The sequence below is a fragment of the Glaciimonas sp. GG7 genome, from assembly GCF_052976905.1.
Window position 1 is genome coordinate 20,613 of record NZ_JBRIIQ010000026.1, and the last position, 21,489, is coordinate 42,101.

Annotated in this window: 19 protein-coding genes; 15 read left to right on the top strand and 4 right to left on the bottom strand. The window is 50.5% G+C overall.

Annotation, left to right across the window (positions count from 1 at the left end; genetic code table 11):
• Positions 1-179 precede the first annotated feature (179 nt).
• From ACVBEF_RS08660 to msrQ, 6 genes are all read left to right on the top strand, one after another.
• On the top strand, positions 180-839 hold the full coding sequence (locus tag ACVBEF_RS08660; protein WP_447123534.1) for a c-type cytochrome: 660 nt from the start codon (positions 180-182) through the stop codon (positions 837-839).
• Positions 840-912: 73 nt separating this feature from the next.
• The gene (locus ACVBEF_RS08665; protein ID WP_447123535.1) at positions 913-3,069 is read left to right on the top strand and encodes a cytochrome c biogenesis protein ResB; all 2,157 of its coding nucleotides are present in this window, start codon (positions 913-915) and stop codon (positions 3,067-3,069) included.
• A 60-nt stretch (positions 3,070-3,129) separates the two neighbouring features.
• Positions 3,130-4,275, top strand: a complete 1,146-nt coding sequence (gene ccsB / locus ACVBEF_RS08670; RefSeq protein ID WP_447123536.1) for a c-type cytochrome biogenesis protein CcsB — start codon at positions 3,130-3,132, stop codon at positions 4,273-4,275.
• A gap of 14 nt (positions 4,276-4,289) precedes the next feature.
• Positions 4,290-4,949 (top strand): HAD-IA family hydrolase, encoded by a 660-nt coding sequence (locus ACVBEF_RS08675; RefSeq protein ID WP_447123537.1) that lies wholly within the window; start codon positions 4,290-4,292, stop codon positions 4,947-4,949.
• A gap of 153 nt (positions 4,950-5,102) precedes the next feature.
• Positions 5,103-6,083 carry a protein-methionine-sulfoxide reductase catalytic subunit MsrP gene (gene msrP, locus ACVBEF_RS08680; RefSeq protein ID WP_447123538.1) on the top strand — a complete coding sequence of 327 codons (981 nt, stop codon included), beginning with the start codon at positions 5,103-5,105 and terminating at the stop codon, positions 6,081-6,083.
• 16 nt (positions 6,084-6,099) lie between these two features.
• Entirely contained in the window at positions 6,100-6,759 is a 660-nt protein-coding gene (gene msrQ, locus ACVBEF_RS08685) for a protein-methionine-sulfoxide reductase heme-binding subunit MsrQ (RefSeq protein WP_447123539.1), read from the top strand.
• A 106-nt stretch (positions 6,760-6,865) separates the two neighbouring features.
• On the opposite strand, the gene lysA is transcribed toward msrQ, so the two are convergent.
• Positions 6,866-8,155 carry a diaminopimelate decarboxylase gene (gene lysA, locus ACVBEF_RS08690; RefSeq protein ID WP_447123540.1) on the bottom strand — a complete coding sequence of 430 codons (1,290 nt, stop codon included), beginning with the start codon at positions 8,153-8,155 and terminating at the stop codon, positions 6,866-6,868.
• A 25-nt stretch (positions 8,156-8,180) separates the two neighbouring features.
• Positions 8,181-8,393 (bottom strand): LPS translocon maturation chaperone LptM, encoded by a 213-nt coding sequence (gene lptM, locus ACVBEF_RS08695; protein WP_447123541.1) that lies wholly within the window; start codon positions 8,391-8,393, stop codon positions 8,181-8,183.
• 62 nt (positions 8,394-8,455) lie between these two features.
• Between lptM and cyaY the strand changes: the two genes are divergently transcribed.
• Entirely contained in the window at positions 8,456-8,788 is a 333-nt protein-coding gene (cyaY, locus tag ACVBEF_RS08700) for an iron donor protein CyaY (protein WP_447123542.1), read from the top strand.
• 95 nt (positions 8,789-8,883) lie between these two features.
• Here cyaY and ACVBEF_RS08705 read toward each other — a convergent pair whose 3' ends face one another.
• Positions 8,884-11,199, bottom strand: a complete 2,316-nt coding sequence (locus tag ACVBEF_RS08705; protein WP_447123559.1) for a penicillin-binding protein 1A — start codon at positions 11,197-11,199, stop codon at positions 8,884-8,886.
• Between the two features lie 548 nt (positions 11,200-11,747).
• Here ACVBEF_RS08705 and ACVBEF_RS08710 point away from each other — a divergent pair.
• The 8 genes from ACVBEF_RS08710 to ACVBEF_RS08745 all read left to right on the top strand — a co-directional run bounded on the left by ACVBEF_RS08710 (position 11,748) and on the right by ACVBEF_RS08745 (position 20,875).
• Positions 11,748-12,827, top strand: a complete 1,080-nt coding sequence (locus ACVBEF_RS08710) for a pilus assembly protein PilM (protein WP_447123543.1) — start codon at positions 11,748-11,750, stop codon at positions 12,825-12,827.
• Positions 12,827-13,456, top strand: coding sequence for a PilN domain-containing protein (locus tag ACVBEF_RS08715; protein ID WP_447123544.1), 630 nt, complete (start codon positions 12,827-12,829; stop codon positions 13,454-13,456). Before ACVBEF_RS08710 ends, ACVBEF_RS08715 begins: the two co-directional genes overlap by 1 nt.
• A gap of 40 nt (positions 13,457-13,496) precedes the next feature.
• Positions 13,497-14,156 carry a type 4a pilus biogenesis protein PilO gene (locus ACVBEF_RS08720; RefSeq protein ID WP_447123545.1) on the top strand — a complete coding sequence of 220 codons (660 nt, stop codon included), beginning with the start codon at positions 13,497-13,499 and terminating at the stop codon, positions 14,154-14,156.
• Complete coding sequence (locus ACVBEF_RS08725; RefSeq protein WP_447123546.1) at positions 14,153-14,701, top strand: pilus assembly protein PilP; 549 nt, start codon at positions 14,153-14,155, stop codon at positions 14,699-14,701. The genes ACVBEF_RS08720 and ACVBEF_RS08725 overlap by 4 nt, the downstream gene beginning before the upstream one ends.
• Positions 14,698-17,001 (top strand): type IV pilus secretin PilQ, encoded by a 2,304-nt coding sequence (gene pilQ, locus ACVBEF_RS08730; protein WP_447123547.1) that lies wholly within the window; start codon positions 14,698-14,700, stop codon positions 16,999-17,001. Before ACVBEF_RS08725 ends, pilQ begins: the two co-directional genes overlap by 4 nt.
• Positions 17,002-17,101: 100 nt before the next feature.
• A complete protein-coding gene (aroKB, locus tag ACVBEF_RS08735) occupies positions 17,102-18,877 on the top strand; it encodes a bifunctional shikimate kinase/3-dehydroquinate synthase AroKB (RefSeq protein ID WP_447123548.1) in 1,776 nt (591 codons plus the stop codon).
• Positions 18,874-20,028 (top strand): deoxyguanosinetriphosphate triphosphohydrolase, encoded by a 1,155-nt coding sequence (locus ACVBEF_RS08740; protein WP_447123549.1) that lies wholly within the window; start codon positions 18,874-18,876, stop codon positions 20,026-20,028. Before aroKB ends, ACVBEF_RS08740 begins: the two co-directional genes overlap by 4 nt.
• Before the next feature lie 151 nt (positions 20,029-20,179).
• Positions 20,180-20,875 carry a DUF4197 domain-containing protein gene (locus ACVBEF_RS08745; RefSeq protein ID WP_447123550.1) on the top strand — a complete coding sequence of 232 codons (696 nt, stop codon included), beginning with the start codon at positions 20,180-20,182 and terminating at the stop codon, positions 20,873-20,875.
• 175 nt (positions 20,876-21,050) lie between these two features.
• On the opposite strand, the gene hpf is transcribed toward ACVBEF_RS08745, so the two are convergent.
• Positions 21,051-21,401, bottom strand: a complete 351-nt coding sequence (gene hpf, locus ACVBEF_RS08750) for a ribosome hibernation-promoting factor, HPF/YfiA family (RefSeq protein WP_447123551.1) — start codon at positions 21,399-21,401, stop codon at positions 21,051-21,053.
• Between the last annotated feature and the right edge of the window lie 88 nt (positions 21,402-21,489).

Below are 21,489 nucleotides of genomic sequence, written 5' to 3' on the forward strand. Positions count from 1 at the left end.
GCATTGCGTAAATCAATCAAATGCGGCTAACTCGGCACAGATGCAATGGAGTTTTGTCAGATTGATAGTGAGACTTAATTAGCCGCAATAATCAGGACAATCAGCACAATCCGCAATAATTGGTCGCCGTCAGGGCAGAATTTATTCCCAAGTTTAATATTAAGTCTCAGGGTGTTTGAATGAACCGTGCGTTTCTCTCCGTTGTAAAGTCCTTGTTTATTGCCATGCTGGCATTCTCGTCTTTTGCTCGTGCAGCAGATGCCCCGGCAGCGCCCAAGATTGATCTGGCAAAGGGCGAAGCACTGTTCACTAACGGCGACGCTACACGTAATATTGTTGCCTGTATTTCTTGCCATGGTGCGGCCGGCGCTTCGTCAATCAGCCAAAACCCAAAGCTCGGCGGCCAGCATGCGGCCTATATCTACAAGCAGCTCAAAGATTTTCAGGGTCCGGATCGAAACAATCCCATCATGTCGATGATGGCGAAGGCGCTGACCGATGACGAAATGAAAAACATCGCCGCTTATCTTGATGCGCAAAAAGCCAAGCCAGGTGCCGCCAAGAATAAAGATACGCTCGATATGGGCAAAAAAATCTATCGCGCAGGTGTCGCAGAAAAGAACATTCCAGCTTGCGCCGCCTGTCATGGTCCTACCGGCGCTGGTATCCCGAACGAATTCCCGCGTATTGGCGGACAGCATCAGGATTACACGACTGCTGAATTAACTAATTTCCGTGGCGGTATTCGTAAAAACAATCCGCAAATGATCACCATCGCCAAACGTATGTCGGATGATGAAATTAAGGCGGTATCGGACTACATAGCTGGTTTGAAGTAATCCAACATAGTTAATTCGCGAATACGGGGGGCGGCGCATGCCGTCCCTTTTTCTTTTAAAGAGCAAATTGCTTATGAGTACCAGTAACAAAGCAACGCCCGACACCCACGAACCGACGCGTACCGGCGGTATTGAGCTTAAGACCAGACATCGATGGCTGGCCGAATCGGTCGAGTTAGTGTCGTCGATGCGGTTTGCCATCAGCATGCTGACCCTCATTGCGATCGCTTCCATCATCGGTACGGTGCTCAAGCAAAATGAACCGATGCCGAACTACGTCAACCAGTTCGGACCATTCTGGTTTGATGTTTTTGCAAAACTCGGCTTATACGCGGTCTATTCGACGTGGTGGTTTTTGCTGATTATGGGATTTTTAGTCCTCTCGACGTCACTGTGCATCAGCCGCAACGGCCCGAAGATGCTAAAGGATATGCGCAGCTGGAAAGAAAATGTCCGCGAGCAATCATTACGCAATTTTCATCACAAAGCGGAATGGACCGTCGCAGTAGCGCCGGCAACGTTGACGCAACAGCTATTGGCCAGAATTGCCGCCAAGGGCTACAAGACAAAAGTCGTCCAAAAAGAAAATGCCGTGCTGATCACGGCCAAGCAAGGCGCAGCCAACAAATGGGGCTATATATTTGCGCATAGTGCGATTGTGATTATTTGTATTGGTGGATTGTTGGACTCCGACTTACTGATTCGGGCGCAAAAATTAATCTTCCATAAAACACCGTTCAGCGGTAGCGGCATCATCGCGGAGATTGGTCCGGAGCATCGATTAAGTGTCAACAACCCGACATTTCGCGGCAACACGCTGATCCCTGAAGGATCGGTCAGTAGTACGGCCATCATTCCGCAACAAAATGGCGTCTTGATTCAGGATTTGCCATTCACGCTGCAACTCAAGCGCTTTGTCATCGATTATTACAGTACCGGTATGCCTAAGTTGTTCGCCAGCGACGTCGTTCTGCGCGACAACCTGACAGGCGAGACCATCACTTCGACCGTCAAGGTCAATGAGCCGTTGATTTATAAAGGCGTCGCCATTTATCAATCCAGTTTTGAAGATGGTGGCAGTAAATTAAGGCTGACCGCGTTTCCAATGGCGGGTGTCAACAGGACCGCTTTTCCATTGGCCGGTGAGGTCAATGGAACGACGCCGCTGACGACTGATACGAATAATGCATATACGGTTGAATGGACTGGTTTTCGCCCGTTTAACGTAGAAAATATGGTGCAGCAGGGGCAGGATTTGCGCGCCGTCTCGACGCCGAAAAGTTTGCACCAGAAATTGTCTGACGATCTCGGCAAACATATGGGTTCCGGGGCAAAAAATGCCAATAACAAAGATTTGAAAAACGTCGGTCCGAGTGTGCAATACAAGCTGCGCGACAAAACCGGGCAAGCGCGTGAATTCAGCAATTACATGCAGCCTGTGAAAGTTGATGAGGATTATGTGTTTCTGGCCGGTGTGCGCGATACGCCGGATGAGCCGTTCCGTTATCTGCGCATCCCGGCTGATGAAAATGACTCGGTAGACGAATGGATGCGCTTACGCTCGGCATTGATGAACCCGGAAATGCGCAGTCTTGCGGCACAGCGCTATGCGCAGCGGGCAATACCCGAGAGCCGGGCCGGGATCGCTACCTTGCGTGAGCAATTGCAACAATCGGCCTTGCGTGGTTTGTCGTTGTTTGCGGGCGATGGTAAGCAGGCTGGTTATCTGGCAGTGTCGAAATTCCTCGAGCAGGTTCCCGTCCAGCAGCAAGAAAAAGCTGCAGATATTTTCATGAAAATCCTCAACGGCAGCCTGTGGGATTTGTGGCAAGTTGCGCGTGAAAAGGATGGTTTGAAAGATATGCCAGCCGATGAAAAACACGGCCGCTTCCTACAATTGAGTAGCAATGCGCTCTCTGACGCAAGCTTCTATAATGCACCGGTATATCTTCAGCTCAACGGTTTCGACGAGATCAAGGCCTCGGTATTCCAGGTGACGCGCTCGCCGGGCAAGAAGGTCGTCTATCTGGGCTGCTTATTCCTCGTTCTTGGGGTGTTCTCCATGCTTTACATACGCGAAAGACGCTTGTGGGTGTGGATACGGCCAGATGCTCAGACTGAAGATCAGTCGCATATATTGATGGCGATGAGTACCCAGCGCAAGACGCTGGACTTTGAAAAAGAATTTGAAGTAATGAAAACGCAATTGATGCAATCGGAAGCTAGTTGAAGCTATCGGTAGCAGAGTTGATGCAGCAAGCGTAGTACCAAGAAAGATACGGAGACAACAATGGAATTGACCCAAACGTATTCACCACCTGACGGCTTTTTCAAGCGGCTGTCGGTGTTGGACTGGCTATTCGCTCTGGCGCTGGTAGCCGGGTCGCTATTTGCCTTAAATCGCTACGGCGCACATATGGACTACTACGAAAAAGTAGTCCTGGTCTTAGCCGCACCGACCTTCGCCTTAGTCGGCTGGAACTGGAAATCAGTACGTTGGCTGATGCCCTTGCTGGCCGTGTTGGCACTGTCGGCGATCGCGATGTACGGCGGCGTGCTGGATATGGCGAACAAGAAATTTTTCCTCAAATATATTCTTTCCAGCCAATCCGCGATTCTGTGGATGGGGACGATGTTTTTTCTCTCGACCTTCTTTTACTGGATTGGCTTGATCGCTCGCTCGGACTTCGGCTCTTCGATCGGCTCCAAGTTGTGCTGGGCGGGCGTCATACTGGGCTTCACCGGGATGCTGGTGCGCTGGTATGAGTCGTATTTAATCGGTGCCGATGTTGGCCATATCCCTATTTCGAATCTGTACGAAGTGTTCATTTTATTTAGCCTCATTACTGCACTGTTCTATTTGTATTACGAACAACGCTACAACACGCGCCAGCTCGGTGCATTTGTCATGCTCGTGATTTCCGCTGCGGTCGGTTTTTTGCTGTGGTACACCGTCGCACGCGATGCTGCTGAAATCCAACCTTTGGTCCCGGCATTACAGAGCTGGTGGATGAAAATTCACGTACCAGCCAATTTCATCGGTTATGGCACCTTTTCTATGTCGGCCATGGTGGCGATGGCGTATCTGCTGAAATCGCATGGCTATCTGGTGGATCGCCTGCCTACCTTGGAACTGCTCGACGATGTGATGTACAAGGCGATTGCGGTCGGCTTCACATTTTTTACCATTGCGACGATTCTGGGGGCGTTGTGGGCTGCGGATGCCTGGGGCGGTTACTGGTCATGGGATCCGAAGGAAACCTGGGCGCTGATCGTCTGGCTCAACTACGCCTCCTGGTTGCATATGCGCTTGATGAAGGGCCTGCGTGGTCGGGTTGCCGCATGGTGGGCGTTGATCGGTCTGCTGGTGACGACCTTTGCTTTCCTTGGCGTCAATATGTTCCTGTCTGGTTTGCATTCTTACGGCGAGCTGTAATCGGATGACTTCTAATGATTTCTAAGCACGCAGATATCGACCTGATCATTTTTGACTCAGACGGTACGCTGGTTGATAGCGAGTTGCTGGCTGCCGAAGCAATTGCCACGGCGGCTGGCGAATTTGGTGTGGCGTTTACTGCGGCTGAAGTCCTTGAACGTTTCAAGGGCGGCAAGATGGCTGACTGGATTGCCGTCATCGAAGAACTCAGCGGTGCCGTCGTGCCAGCGTCGTTTGAGTCGATGGTGCGGGAACGCACCGCGGTTTTATTCGAGCAGCGCTTGCAGCCGATAGAAGGGGCGCTGGAGTTGTTGCAGTCTCTCAACATTCCATTCTGTCTGGCCTCAAATGGCCCCCGCGAAAAAATCGAATTGTGCCTCGGCATTACCGGATTATTACCCTATTTTGAGCAACGTATTTTTAGTGCTTATGAACTGGGCGTGTGGAAACCGGAACCAGGATTATTTTTACACGCAGCCGAACATATGGGCGCTACTCCCTCGCGTTGCGTTGTCGTCGAAGACAGCGTTCCCGGCGCACAGGCGGGCGTTGCTGCCGGGATGCGCGTGTTTGCGTTGCAAGTCGGCGCTGTCGAGCCGGGCATGCCATCGGAAGCAACAGTGATTACTCGGTTATCAGAGTTGCATCATCACTTCAGTAGTCCTGGTTTGTAATCCTCCCGCGAGATCCATCTGCATCTGCCGCACCATTTTTTGCGTATAACACTATAGTGTTGTAAGGATCTGCTACGTCCACCGACCAACAGCCATCCATCTTCTAAGTAGCCTTTAGACATATCGCCTTACCGATCTTCACAGGAGATTCACATGTTGATCCGCCGTAGCCAAAATGTCATAGATATTCCTGAAGCATCCGAAATCACACCGCGCGCCGTGTTTGAGTCCCGTCGCAGCTTTATTCGTCAGCTGGCGGTGGGTTCGATGGCGACCGGGTCGATTCTGGAGCTGGCCTCGCAGCAAGCTTTCGCACAGAGTTCGGGGGCGCAAAAACTGGTCGCCAAGGCCAATAACGCCTACGTTGTGATGGATAAGGCGACGCCCTATAAAGACGCGACGACTTACAATAATTACTATGAATTCGGAACCGATAAGTCGGACCCTGCACAAAACGCGGGTACGCTAAAAACCAAGCCCTGGAGCGTATCGATCGAAGGTGAAATCAAAAAACCGATGACGCTTGATCTCGACGCGTTGATGAAACTGGCCCCGCTGGAAGAGCGGATTTATCGCTTGCGGTGCGTGGAAGGCTGGTCGATGGTGATTCCGTGGATCGGCTATTCGTTATCGGCATTAATCAAAAAAGTTGAGCCAAACAGTAACGCTAAATATATCGAATTCACGACCCTTGCCGACAAAAAACAAATGCCCGGTCTGAGTAGTCCAGTGCTCGAATGGCCCTACGTTGAAGGCCTGCGCATGGATGAAGCGATGCACCCGTTGGCGTTGCTAACTTTCGGTATGTATGGCGAAGTCCTGCCCAACCAGAATGGCGCGCCGGTACGGATGGTGTTGCCTTGGAAATATGGCTTTAAATCGGCCAAGTCGATTGTCAGAATTCGTTTCTTGAAAGAGCAACCGAAGACCGCCTGGAGTTTGACCGCGCCAAACGAATACGGCTTTTATTCCAACGTTAATCCCAACGTCGATCACCCGCGTTGGTCGCAGGCCACGGAGCGCCGTATCGGTGAAGATGGGTTTTTCACCAAGAAACGTAAGACCTTGATGTTTAACGGCTATAACGACGTCGCATCGTTATATACCGGCATGGATTTAAAGAAGTTTTACTGATGACCGAAAGCGAAAGATGATCAATCCCAGCCCGAAGCAATTCCGGATTCTGAAGGCGGCGCTGTTTGTGCTGGCGCTGCTTCCTTTTGTGCGATTGGTGGTGTTTGCGTTTACAGATCAACTCGGCGCCAATCCGATTGAATTCATCACGCGCAGTACCGGCGACTGGACCCTGTATTTCTTGTGCATCACGTTAGCCGTGACGCCATTAAGACGCTTGACGAGTTGGAATTGGCTAGTCAAATTACGCCGCATGCTTGGGCTGTTTGCGTTCTTTTATGCGGCGTCGCATTTCACCACTTTCCTCTGGTTCGATCATTTTTTTGATGTCGCAGCAATGCTTAAAGACGTCTACAAACGGCCGTTTATTACGGTAGGCTTTATTGCCTTTGTGTTGCTCATTCCACTGGCTGTGACGAGTACTAACGGCATGATCAAACGCCTCGGCGGCAAGCGCTGGCAATGGCTGCACCGCACGGTGTATGGCATTGCGATGCTGGGAATTTTGCATTTCTGGTGGATGCGTGCCGGTAAGCACAACTTTGAAAAACCGATCGTGTTTGGCACGATAGTGGCGGTGCTGCTGCTATTACGGGTGTATTGGTATGTTAAGCAAAAACGTAGTGCGCGAGGTCGTCAGGCGGGTGTGCCGCAAAAGCGGCAAGTGACGTCTTAAAAAGGTTGGGTCATATCAGTCTGTAGATTTCTGGATCAAATGCAAATCGACACAGTGTTTCTACCGTGCCGATTTGCATATTCAGTATCCGAAATTTTTTCTGTGGTTAAGGCAGTAACGATTCCAGAGAAAACAAGTCACGCGGCTCTTCACGCTTGCGGATGAGATGTACGCGATCACCATCCACCATGACTTCAGCCGCACGTCCACGGGTGTTGTAATTGGACGCCATCGTCATGCCATATGCACCGGCAGATTGGAATGCCAGCAAGTCGCCTTGCTCGACGGCTAACGCGCGTTCCCGTGCCAGCCAATCTCCCGACTCGCAAATCGGTCCGACGACATCGTAGGTATGGCTGCTGGCGTTGGGGTTCTGCTCGGTAACGGTTTGGATGCCATGCCAGGCTTGGTACATTGCGGGGCGCATCAAGTCATTCATTGCTGCATCGACTACGGCAAAATTTTTGCTCGCACCGTGTTTGAGGTATTGAATCTCGGTGAGCAAAATACCAGCATTGCCGACGACCGAGCGACCGGGTTCAAACAACACTTTCATTGGCAGGCCTTGATATTTTTCTGCACGCCAGTGATCGATGCGGGCGAATAATTTTTCCAGATAGGCACTGACCGCGACCGGTTTTTCGTCATCGTAGGTAATGCCGATACCGCCACCAATATCCAAATGGTGCAAATGGATATCTTCGCTGGATAATTGGTCGATGAGCTCAATGAGTTTGTCGAGCGCCTCTAGCAATGGGGCGTCGTCCAATAATTGCGAGCCGATGTGGCAGTCAATGCCAGTAACGTCAATATTCGGCAGCGCAGCAGCGGTGCGATAACACGCCAGCGCGTCTTCATAAGCCACGCCGAATTTGTTGTCTTTGAGTCCGGTGGAAATGTAGGGATGGGTTTTGGCATCAACATTCGGATTAACGCGTAATGAAATCGCGGCACGTTTTCCCATCTCGCTGGCAACCTGGTTGAGGCGATGCAGTTCAGGAATCGATTCGACGTTAAAGCACAAAATGTCGTGCGATAACGCGAGGCGCATTTCATCAACGGTTTTGCCGACGCCGGAAAAAATTACCTTGCGCGGATCGCCGCCAGCGGCCAACACACGCAATAATTCTCCGCCGGACACAATGTCAAAACCGGAACCCAGTTGATTGAGCACTTGTAATACGGCAAGGTTGGAATTGGATTTGACCGAATAGCAGACCAGCGTGTCGGCCGAATCCCGCCCTCCGGCTGAGCAGGCGTTGGCGTAGGCAGAAAAGTGATCCACCAGTGCCGCTTTAGAGTACACATAAGTCGGCGTGCCGAATTGCTGGGCAATGGTGGACAGAGGCGTGTCTTCTGCTTGCAGAGTACCGTTTTGATACGAAAAATAGGACATAAGAAAATTGCTTAGAGAAAGTGGGTTATTGCGTAGAGGAGGGTGTCGGGACGGGCGGCACTGCGGGTGTTTCTGGTTTCTTGGATGTGTCGGTGCCGGATACGGCCGGTGTCGTCGCCAATGGCGGTATTTTTGGCATGTAAAGCGGTCCTTTTTGACCGCAGGCGCTCAGCAAGAGCGAGAATGCAAGCGCGCTACCGATAATTGCTACGCGGGGCAAATCAAATGATGGTTTCACGGATTAGAATCGCAGTGTAAGTTTGACTAAGTTTAACGAAATGGAATGGATTGGAGTTTAGCATGACAGAATCAGAATTCCTGGTGGCGGCAGAGGCTACTTTGGGTGCGCTTGAAGCAGCATTAGAGCGGGCCTGCGACGCCGACGAGGTAGATGTTGAGTGTAGTCGGAGAGGCAACGTTTTGGAAATTGAATTCATCGACAATGGCTCGAAAATTATCGTCAACAGCCAGGCACCGATGCAAGAGTTATGGATTGCTGCCAAATCCGGCGGTTTTCATTATAAGTTGCAAGGCGATGCATGGCGTAATACACGAGATGGTTCCGAGTTTTTTGCCGCGTTATCGGCGATGGTCAGTGAGCAGGGAGGCACTACTTTGCAATTGCGGCCTTAAGTTCGACAGGCTCCCAGGCGAAGCGACTCACTCTGATTGAGAATATACCCGGCGGTATATTCTCAATATTGTGCGGTTACTTCCGTCTATTGTGACTAAAAAAGTTGATTTTTGACCTCATCGCGCGTCTTGTCTTCCTTACCAAGCGCATCAGCGCTGCCGCCGCCAATACTTTGTATTCCCGTGCCGGGTGGATATTCGGCGTAATAATATTCAGTGCCGCTATGCAATAAACCCTCTGGAACTTCGCGTTCCACAGTTGGTAGCCCCTTCAAGGCTTTTTCCATATAGTCGATCCAGATCGGTAGTGCTAAGCCGCCGCCAGTCTCGCGATCGCCCATATTTTTCGGCTGATCGAAACCCATCCAGGTAACGGCGACTAAAGTCGGTTGATAACCGGCAAACCAGGCATCCATCGAATCATTAGTAGTACCGGTCTTGCCTGCCAGATCGGTCCGTTTGAGCGCCATCGCTTTGACACCCGTACCGGCACGCACGACATCTTTCAACATGCTATCCATTAAAAAAGCATTCCGTGCATCGATGACGCGGTTTGCTTCGTCGCCCGCTTTGGCTGGGTGTGCTTCAGCGAGTACCACGCCATTGGCATCGAGAATTTTGCTAATCAGATACGGGCTGGTTTTAAAGCCGCCGTTGGCGAATACCGCAAAACCGGCTGCCAGTTGTAAAGGTGTGACTGCGCCAGCGCCAAGCGCTAAGGTCAAATAAGGGGGATTTTTCTCAGAATCGAAACCGAAGCGGGTGGTGAACTCTTGCCCGTACTGCGCGCCGATTTTATCGAGGATACGCACCGATACCATGTTTTTAGATTTCATCAATCCTCGGCGCATGGTCATCGGGCCTTCATATTTATTCCCGTAGTTTTTGGGTTGCCAGACCTGGCCGCCGGTCAGGCCGCCGCCAAAACTGATCGGTGCATCGTTGATGATGGTTGCCGGGGACAGGCCTTTTTCAAGGGAGGCTGAATAAATAAACGGCTTGAAAGCAGAGCCCGGCTGACGCCATGCTTGCGTGACGTGATTGAATTTATTGCGGTTAAAGTCAAATCCGCCAACTAATGCCCGAATCGCGCCGTCACTGGTGGACGTCGATATCAAGGCCGATTCAACCGCTGGCATTTGCGTGATGCTCCAGTTCTTTTCGCTTTGTATTACACGAATGATCGCGCCGGGTTTGACTTTGCGCTGTGGCGGCGCTTTATCGCTGAGTAAGTTGGTGGCGATGCTCAGGCCGGTGCCGGTGATGGTGATTTCCTCGCCGGAAGAAAGTACTGCGCGCACACTTTTGGGACTGGCGTCGAGGACCACGGCGGCGACGATATCATCGCTGTCCGGATGGTCGGCCAGCTCGACTTCGATGGCCGCTTCGATCGCTTCTTTGGGGCCATCCGGGAAGGTCATATAGCCTTCAGGGCCGCGATAACCGCGCCGTTTGTCGTAATTCATGACGCCGCGTCGCAAAGCAAAGTAGGCGGCATCCTGATCGGCCTTAGTGATGGTGGTGAACACATTGAGGCCGCGTGTATACGTCGCATCTTTGAATTGTTCGTAGACCATTTGACGCGCCATTTCGGAGACGTATTCAGCATGAATACCAAATTCGGTCGCACCGGTTTTCAGGCGCAGAGGCTCATTTTTGGCCTCATCATATTGCGCCTGTGTGATGTAACCCAATTGCAGCATGCGCAACAAAATATACTGTTGACGCGCTTGGGCACGTTTAGGATTCACGACAGGATTATTGGCCGATGGGGCTTTAGGTAAACCGGCCAACATGGCGGCCTCGGCAATGCTCAGCTCTTGCAATTTTTTGCCAAAATAAACCTGCGCAGCTGAGGCAAATCCATAGGAGCGTTGTCCCAGATAAATCTGGTTCATGTAGACCTCAAGAATTTGATCCTTGGTTAAATTCTGTTCAATTTTCCACGCTAGCGGTATTTCGTAGAGAAATTTACGTGAAGCTTTTTGCAGAAATGTCGGCTCATTGCTAGTGAGGAAAAAATTCCGCGCAACTTGTTGCGTGATGGTACTTGCTCCGCCGCCACCGCCTGTCAAATTAGATAACGTGGCGCGCACGATGCCTTGATAGTCAACGCCGCCGTGCTGATAAAAGCGGTCGTCCTCAATGGCGAGAACAGCTTTCTTGACAACATCGGGGATGTCCTGGATGCGCACCAGGTTGCGCCGCTCTTCGCCAAACTCACCGATCAGAACGCCATCTGCGGAAAAAATGCGCAGTGGAATTTTAGGGCGGTAGTCCGTCAGTGAGTCGAGCGCTGGAAGGTTGGGCCAGGCCATCGCCAGCATCAATCCGAACGTCAACGCGGCAATCGCCACCAAACCTGTAAGCAAGCCGAAAAAGCTCAAAAATAGCCTCAATACCAGCGGCATGCGACGACGCTGTGATTCGGGAGGTTGGGCGGAATTGTTGGGATTTGAATCTGGAACTTGATGTGTCATGCGCTTGGGGACTTTCTGTGGTGATGCATTGCATTATAACGGCACGCGTAGTTGCAACGTCGATGCAACAAGAGGGCACAAAACTTGCGGTAGTAGGCGTGATACTTAAATTTGACGCTTTACAAACAGTTTCTAAGATGAAAAGCATTACATTGACATTTATTTACCATAGATGTGACAAAAATTGGCACTTAGCAGGTTTGGTTGCCTAGAGGTACATTTCTTTGCTGCACTAGTTGATTATTGTTACGATTTCTATAGGACTTACGCAAAACCGCCCCAGCGGCGTTATTCCTCCCGGCCTTACGTTTGTAATGGTTCAAAGGGATGCCTTACCAGGACAATTTTGCGTAAGTCCTAATCTATCAAATATCAAATATAAATTAGATTTTTTCCAGAATTTGGATGCGGTGGCAAGGTAATCAGGCTGGCCAATCCGCGAAATATTCCCTCAAAAATACGTTCACGGAGAGATGCTCTTGGTATTAGATATTGGATCATTATTCGATAAAAAGTCCCCCCCGTTAGTAGGGATTGATATCAGCGCATTGAGCGTCAGACTTGTTGAGTTGTCAGACGCAGGCAATGACCAGTTAAGGCTGGAGCGTTATGCCTCAGAACCATTGCCACGCGGGGCCGTGGTGGATGGCAATATCGAAAATATCGACCAAGTCACGGAAGTGGTGCGGCGGCTTTGGAAAAAAAGTGGCGCAACTACCCGCAACGTTGCTCTGGGAATGCCCTCAGCGTCAGTGATTACCAAAAAAATTATTTTGCCCGGCGGCATGAGCGATGACGAACTCGAACTGCAAGTCGAGTCTGAGGCCAATCAATATATTCCTTTTGCGTTGGATGAAGTCAGTCTCGATTTTTACGTCGTAGGTCCGGCGCAACATTCCCCCGATGACGTTGAAGTATTGCTTGCCGCCACCCGCAAAGAGAAGGTCGAAGACCGTGTGGCCATCGCAGAAGCGGCGGGCCTCAAGCCGATCGTGATGGACATCGAGTCTTATGCCGCCCGCGGTGCTATCAATCGAATCATCGCGCAATTACCTCAGCAGGGGCAGGGCAAGATGATAGGGCTGTTTCAAATCGGTGCACAAAGTACGCATGTTTCTGCTTTGCTCAACGGACAACTTATCTATGAACGCGAACAACCTTTCGGTGGCCATCAGCTGACGCAAGACATTGTCCGCGCCTATGGATTGTCTTACGAGGAGGCAGAGGCTAAAAAACGCAGCGGTGGTTTGCCCGAAAGCTATCAGCAAGAAATATTGAATCCATTTTTGGAGAGCGCCGCCATCGAGTTGACTCGCACGATTCAATTTTTCTTCACTTCAACGCCTTACACGCGCGTTGATCAGCTGTATCTGGCAGGCGGCTGCGCGATCATTCCCGGTATGGTCGAGGCCGTTGCCGGTCGCGCCAAAATTTCCACCTCCGTCGTCAGTCCCTTCGCCGGCATGCAACTGGCATCCAATGTGCGTGAAAAGCAGCTGCGAAATGAAGCCCCTGCTTATTTGGTGGCGTGTGGGTTGGCAATGCGGAGATTTGGCTGATGATTAAGATCAATCTATTACCCCATCGCGAAGCAAAGCGTAAGCAACGTAAGAATGCCTTTTTTACCATGCTTGGCTTGTCAGCGTTTGTTGGATTGTTGCTGGTGTTGTTGCTAGGTGCTTACTTTGCCAACAGTGTTTCCAATCAAAATGCGCGCAATCATTTTATTGCAGCAGAAAACACACGTCTCGATGGTGAAATCAAAGAAATCGTCAGCCTCAAGCAAGACATTGCTTCCCTCAAAGCGCGCCAGCAGGCCGTTGAGAATCTGCAAAGTGATCGCAATCAACCTGTGTATTTAATGGACGAGCTAGTCAAGCAGGTACCCGAAGGTATTTACTTGCGCGGTTTTAAACAGGACGGCCAACGCGTTGTTGTCAGTGGCTATGCGCAATCGAATGAGCGGGTGTCAGGGCTGCTACGCAATCTCAGTAATAACTCAGCATGGTTAGAGCGCCCCGACTTGATCGAAATTCGTGCCGCTAATCTGGGCAGTGGAAAGGACAGCAAGCGGGTGTTTGATTTCACTATCAATGTAGGCATTAAGCGCCCGAGCGAGAGTATTGGTGACACCGCTGCCATCAAAAAAACAGGCGTAGATACGCCAACGCCAGTAGCGGCCAGGTAACAGAGAACTAACAGAGCAGCATAGCGATGAGAGAGACACGATGACGGATTTGAAAGAATGGACTGCTTCAATTAGCGCCCAGTTTCAGGGCCTTAACGGACGTCCGCCGGGGCTTTGGCCAACCGTTCCGCGCAACTTGTGCGGTGTTGGTGTGTTAGTGGCGGTGATGTTTCTCGGCTGGTTTTTTTATTGGAGTGATGAGCAGAGTGATCTCGCCAATGGCGAGCAGCAAGAGCTGCAATTAAAAGAGCAATACAGAGGAAAAATTCAACAAGCAATTAATCTCGATGGTTTGCGGAAACAAAAAAAGCAGGTCGCCGAATATGTTGTTTCGCTCGAAAAACAGTTGCCGAGCAAGGCTGAAATGGATGCATTGTTATCCGATATTAATCAGGCCGGGCTGGGAAGGGGATTGCAGTTCGAACTGTTTAAGCCCGGCCAGGTTGTCGTGAAAGATTATTACGCCGAATTGCCCATCGAGATCAAGGTGACCGGGAGCTATCACGACGTTGGTTCATTCACCAGCGACATCGCCAATCTACCCCGGATTGTTACTCTTAATAATATGAATCTCAGCACTGGAAAAGATGGTGTGTTGTCGCTGGAGGCGATTGCCAAAACTTTCCGCTATCTGGACCCGGATGAGGTGGCTGCGCAACGCAAGATCACTGATGCGGCCAAGTCGAAGGATGGAAAATGATGCCTCCATTGATTGTTAGGTTGCTCCGAACCTCTGCTATTGCAGGGTTCCTTTTAACCTTATCCGGTTGCGGTGATAGTGGCGTGCAGGAGATTAAAGAATGGATGTCGGATGTCAAAGTGCACACGCACGTGTTTATTCCTAAATTAACAGAGCCTAAAAAATTCACGCCTTTTTCCTATGCAAGTAAGACCAGCATTGATCCTTTTAATGCCAACAAATTATTGGTGGTATTGGCGGCAATGCAAGACAACGGTAATGGTCTCAAACCCAATATGGAGCGTCGACGCGAGGCGCTGGAAAGCTTTCCGCTCGATACCGTCAAGATGGTGGGGACGTTACAAAAAGTCGGCCTGAGTTATGCGTTGCTGCAAATGGATAAGACGGTATTTCCGGTCAAAGTTGGTAACTATGTCGGCCAAAATTTCGGCATGGTGACCAGCATTAGCGAGACTGAAGTGAATTTGAAAGAAATCGTACAAGATGCGTCCGGCGAATGGGTCGAGCGCGAAGCCAAGTTAGCATTGCAGGAGACCATGAAATGAGAACAGCAAAGGGTGTAATAAGCAGCGCAGCAAAGGCAATAGTGCGAGCGCCATTGGCCTGCCTGAGCATGATGCGTCGCAATGCTTTTATGTTGGCGACACTGGTTTTGTTAGTCGGCTTTGGGCGCTCGGTCTTGGCCGATGACAATGTCATTACATCGATTAGTGCCAATCATCAGGGCACCAACACGATCGTCACGATTCATCTGAAAAATCCCTTGAGTGCGTTGCCGGCAGGCTTTGTCATTGTCAATCCTGCTCGGATCGCATTGGATTTTCCGCGCGTAGGAAACGCAACAGGCAAGACCGTACAGGATGTGAGTTTAGGCGATGTGCGTAATGTGATTGTGGCGCAAAACGACGACCGTGCACGGCTGGTGATTAATCTTAAACGATCTCTCAATTATGCCTTGGCAATGGAGGGCAACGCCGTCGTCGTGACGATAGACGGCTCTGGTGGTGTGGCCACTGCGGTGAGTTCTGAGGGGGCGCCCATCGTGCCGATTGTGCCGATCGCCCCTCTAGACGCTGTCGTCCTTGGTGCTGCCACTGCGCCGACGCTGCAGCCAACTTCAACCCCGGCAAAGATGATCCCGGTAGCCTATCCTGTGACCATGATGCAAGACAGCAAACCAGCATTGCGGGATATCGATTTCCGCCGTGGCAGCGCTGGCGAAGGCCGCATTGTGATCGACCTCCCGAGTAAGCAAGTGGTCGTAGACGTACGCCAACAGGGACAATCGATTGTGGTTGATTTCATGAAGACAAGCCTGCCTCCGGCATTACGTCGCAAACTCGACGTTGGCGATTTCGGCACACCCGTACGTACTATTACCACCATGCCGCAGGGTGAAAATGTGCGCATGGTGATCGAGCCGAAAGGGCTATGGGAGCACGCGGCTTATCAAAGCGATTCTCAATTGGTCATTGAGGTCAAACCGATTAAGGAGCAACCAAATAAATTAGGGCAGGGCGTACAGAACTATCGCGGTGACAAACTATCGTTGAATTTTCAGAATATTGAAGTACGTGCATTGCTGCAGGTCATCGCTGATTTCACCAGCCTGAACATTATCACCAGCGACACCGTCAGCGGCAGTCTGACGCTGCGTCTGAAAGACGTGCCGTGGGATCAGGCGCTCGATATTGTGATGCAATCCAAAGGATTGGATATGCGCAAAAATGGCTCGGTCGTCTGGATTGCACCTAGAGATGAGTTGCTGACCAAAGAGAAGCTGGAATTAGAGCAGCGCGCTTCTATTGCCGAGCTCGAGCCATTGCGTACGGAGTCCTTTCAACTCAATTACCAAAAGGCCGAAGCGTTCAAGAAAGTATTCGGTATTAATGATGACGGCGGCAGTGGTGGAGAGAAAAAGAACAGCATTTTGTCCAAGCGCGGAAGTGCCGTCATTGATCCTCGCACGAATCAATTGTTCATTACCGATACGCCTACGGTATTAGACAATATCCGCACTCTGGTCGCAAAGATTGACATTGCTTCACGTCAGGTTTTGATTGAGGCGCGCATGGTCGAGGCCAACGATGGGTTTAGCCGTAATCTTGGGGCTAAGCTGGGGTTTGGTTTTCATGGAGGGAACATCGTCGAAGTCGGCGGCCAGCAAACAGGTACCGTCGGGGCTGCCGGAGGTACCGCGTCGAACGCCGTAGGATTGAACTCATCTGCGTTGGCAACGGTTAATGGCAATTCTGTCAACTTGCCTGCTGCAGGTATTAATGGCGCAACTGCCGGCAGCGTGGCCCTCACATTATTTAACGCTGCAGCCACCAAATTCATCAGTCTTGAGTTGTCAGCTTTGGAAGCGGACGGACAAGGCAAGATTATTTCTAGCCCGCGTGTCGTCACTGCTGATCAGCAGAAAGCATTGATCGAGCAGGGGACAGAAATTCCGTATCAAAGTGCTACCAGCAGCGGCGCTACTTCCGTCGAATTCAAAAAGGCAAACTTAAAGCTTGAAGTAACGCCCCAAATTACGCCCGACGGTAATGTCATTTTGACGGTTGATGTCACCAATGACAGCGTTGGTGCAGTTGTCCCTGGTGGTGTTTCGATCAACACCAAGCATGTTCAGACCCAGGTTCAGGTTGAAAATGGCGGAACGGTCGTTATCGGCGGTATTTACACCCAGACCATTTCTAACGACGTCAATAAGGTGCCGTTGCTTGGAGATATTCCGATTCTGGGGTATCTTTTCAAACAAACGTCAGTTGTTAATAAAAGAACTGAATTATTGATTTTCCTGACACCAAAAGTAGTCATAGACCGGATCGCTGGAAGCTAGGTTGCTGAGTGTTAATTCAGCAACCTGACGCACAGACACCGGCTATATGCCGGTGTTTGTACATGCGAAAAAGGTTAAGTGGTGAAATGGTACGGTGTACATGAAAGGCAATATTATTCTGGTCGGCCTGATGGGCTCAGGTAAGACCACAGTTGGCCGCGCTCTGGCGAAAAAACTCAATAAACTGTTCATCGATTCGGATCACGAAATCGAAGCTCGTACTGGCGCTTCGATTCCGTTGATTTTTGAGATTGAGGGCGAGCCTAGTTTTCGTCAGCGTGAAGCCGAAGTGATCCGGGATCTCACCGCGCGCCAGAATATTGTGTTGGCAACCGGTGGCGGTGCAATCTTAAATCCAGACAATCGGGCTTATCTGAAAAGCAGCGGCATCGTGATTTACTTGCGTGCCAGTGTCCATCATATTTTGCAACGGACAAGTCGCGATAAAAATCGTCCTTTATTACAAACGGCTGATCCACGCAGACGGCTAGAAGAGTTGTCGCGCCAGCGCGATCCACTGTATCGTGAAATTGCCGATATCATCATCGATACAGGACGGCCTAACGTACAATTTCTGGTGCATAGTATTTTGTCTCAATTGGATATGACGCGTATTCATGTGGGTGCGACGCCTGATGCGGCAACGAATCCACTAAAAGAAGATCCTTCCCGCATTGACAATCACATTCCGGTTTCATTTGATGCTCCAATTTCAGCTTTAACTCCTGATTTAACTCCTATGACTCAAACAATGCCCTTCAATTCTCCATTCAGCGCAACACCCCTGACACCGGTCACCTTACGGGTTGAATTAGGGGAGCGCAGTTATCCGATCGAGATCGGGCAAGCCCTGCTAGGCAATAACGAGAGAATTGCGGCCCTCATCCAAGGCAAGCAAGTCGCCATCGTCACCAATACGATAGTGGCACCGCTGTACCTGGACCGATTGCGTACAGCATTGCTGGCGGCAGGAAAAAAGGTCATCGAAATTATCCTACCTGATGGTGAGGAGGAAAAAAACTGGGCCAACCTGATGGTGATTTTCGATCGCTTGCTGGCCGAAAAATGCGATCGTAAAACGACGCTCATTGCGCTTGGCGGCGGCGTTATCGGCGATTTGACCGGCTATGCCGCCTCCGCCTATATGCGCGGCGTGCCGTTCGTACAAATTCCGACGACGTTGTTAGCGCAGGTTGATTCTTCCGTCGGCGGTAAAACCGGCATTAATCATCCCCTAGGCAAAAACATGATCGGTGCGTTCTATCAGCCACAAGCCGTGATCGCAGACATAACGACATTGCAAACGCTACCGGAGCGTGAGTTGTCCGCCGGTCTGGCCGAAGTGATTAAATACGGCGCAGTAATCGATGCGGCGTTCTTTGCCTGGCTAGAAGCCAATATCGGCAAATTAAGAGCACGTGATAGCGCAGCCTTAACCTATGCGATTCAACGCTCATGCGAAATCAAAGCCGATGTCGTTCGTCAAGATGAGCGCGAAGGCGGTTTACGGGCCATCCTTAATTTTGGTCACACTTTCGGCCATGCAATCGAATCCGGCCTTGGTTATGGCGTATGGCTGCACGGAGAGGCGGTAGGTTGCGGCATGATCATGGCTGCTGACTTGTCGTATCGCCTTGGTCATATTGATGCCGCAGTACGTCAGCGCGTTATTTCTTTGATACAAGCCGCTGGCTTACCGAATGTGGCACCGGATCTTGGTACGGCACGTTGGCTCGAGTTGATGCAAATCGACAAGAAAAACGAAGATGGTCAAATCAAATTTATTTTGATGAAAGAACTTGGAGGATCCATGATCACCACCACCCCGCAGGAGTTATTAGCGCAGACCATACAAGATTCGGTTATCTCACGATGAATACAGAAACGTTTCTCGCCCCCTATGCTGCCCATTCAGCGACGTCGCGAGGACGTTTGTTCGGCGAAGCTGCACCCAATACCCGTACTGAGTTTCAGCGGGATCGTGACCGGATCGTGCATTGCACGGCTTTTCGGCGGCTTGAATACAAGACGCAGGTATTCGTTAATCATGAAGGCGACCTGTTTCGCACGCGGCTGACCCACAGTATAGAAGTGGCGCAAATTGCACGTTCTATCGCACGTAATCTGCAATTGAATGAAGATCTGGTGGAGGCGATTTCGTTAGCGCATGATCTCGGTCACACGCCTTTCGGGCATGCTGGTCAGGATGCCTTGAATGCCTGCATGACACATTTCGGTGGCTTCGAACATAATCTGCAAAGCTTGCGCTTAGTCGATAAGCTCGAACAGCGTTATGGCGCATTTGACGGACTCAATCTGATGTTCGAAACCCGCGAGGGGATCCTCAAGCATTGTTCTGCCGCCAACGCTAAAAGACTTGGCGATATCGGGCAGCGCTTTCTCCAGCGTAAACAACCAACGCTAGAAGCCCAAGTGGCGAATCTGGCTGATGAAATTGCCTACAATAATCACGATATTGACGATGGCCTGCGTTCCGGTTTGCTAACGATAGAGCAAATGATGGAAATTGATTTTTTTGCACGGCACAGTCGTGAAGTCGAAACAACCTTTCCCGGTTTGCGTGGGCGGCGAGCGATCAACGAAACGGTGCGTCGCATGATCAATGCACTGATCAACGACCTGATCGACACATCGCGTCTACGGATTATGGCTGCAGCTCCAAAAACAGTCGAAGACGTGCGCAATGCTGCGCCGCTGATTGCTTTTTCAGAACCAATGGCGCGTGAGGCCGCCGCGCTGAAGCAATTTTTGCGAGAAAATCTGTACCGCCATTATCTGGTCAATCGGATGACCAGCAAGGCGCGACGCATCGTAGTGGAATTATTTGACTGTTTCGTCAATGAGCCGAGTTTGCTGCCACCAGATTATCAATTAACGCCATCAGGGCAAGCAGACGGTGCGCAACTACAAGCGCGCCAGATCGCCGATTATATTGCCGGTATGACCGACCGCTATGCGATTCGTGAGCATCGACGTTTATTTTTAGTCGATGAAGGTCATCTATAACCTTTAGTATTGCGAACGATGTCACTCCGGCTCTGTCAAAAATGTCCACACACTGCATAACGATCAAGATCGCCTCCGCGCGTGCTGAATTAGCCGGTTCTTGTCGGGCATTCCCGCGCGTTAATCCATCTCACCTTTCAAGGGATCACTCATGAAATTTCTTTCTCAACCAGCGTTCAGTCTGGGCGTAATCATCACGCTTGTTTCTTCTGCCGCATTGGCCGTTTCTTTGGCTGATTTGAGTAATAAGGATGCCAATTCCGGATTAAAAGCAGCACTTGATAAAGGGGCAATTGTTGCGGTTTCTAAGCTGGGTGTTGAAAATGGATTTTTGAATAACGACAAAGTGAAAATTGGATTGCCGGGCATATTGGAGCAGGCGCGTCCGCTCTTGAAAATGACCGGAAAAGGCCAGCAATTGGATGACTTGGTTGTGTCGATGAATCATGCCGCAGAGGCTGCAGTGCCCTTGGCCAAGCCTTTACTATTAAATGCAGTGAAGTCCATGTCGGTGACGGATGCAAAAAAAATTCTGAGTGGCGGAGAGACATCGGTGACCGATTTTTTTAAAGAGAAAACTGCCGCGCCATTGGAAGTGAAATTTCTACCGTTAGTGAAGCAAGTCACTGACCGCAACGGCGTCTCGGCGCAATACAACGCGACGATGGGATTGGTCAGTAAAACCGGTATGGTGCCAGCGCAAGCGGCGACGGTGGAAGGTTATGTCACGCAACGTGCGCTAGATGGCTTGTTTTACATGATCGGGGAGGAAGAGAAGGCGATTCGACGCGATCCGATAGGGGCAGGCAGTGCCATTATCGGGAAGGTGTTTGGGGCGATGAAATAATGATTCGCCGCGCTGGTTGGACCAACTAGCCCTGAAGCCATCGCTGGCAATCTCGATGATATTTAAAATAACAAAGGGCGCATTAACTGCGCCCTTGCTCATTTGTCAGTGTAGTATTTTTTCGTTTGATGGTTGAAAAGACACTTGCGTTGACTATGTCAGATAACCACTACCGTCACGTCGCTGCGGGTAGATCCTCAGGCAAATGTTTGATTGCGGAGTGTTGGTGGTTCTGTAGTTTGTCCTTATATTTAATCACTTGTCGATCGAGTTTGTCGATCAACAAATCAATGGCAGCGTAAAGGTCATGCGCAATGCTCTCGGCATGCAGGTCTTTGCCTTTTACGCGCAGATTAATTTCAGCTTTCTGGCGTTTTTCTTTCTCGGTGATTTTGTCGACTGTCAGGATCACACTAATATCGATGACCTGATCGAAATGGCGCTTGATACGCTCTAATTTGTTTAGCACGTGTTCGCGAATGGCGGGAGTTACGTCGAGGTGATGCCCACTAATTGTGAAATTCATACTGCGCTCCTATCAAGTTTTCGTTGGCGGTTCGGACAGTGATCAATTTGTTGAGTCGACTAGTCAGAACACAGCGACGGTTATGCAA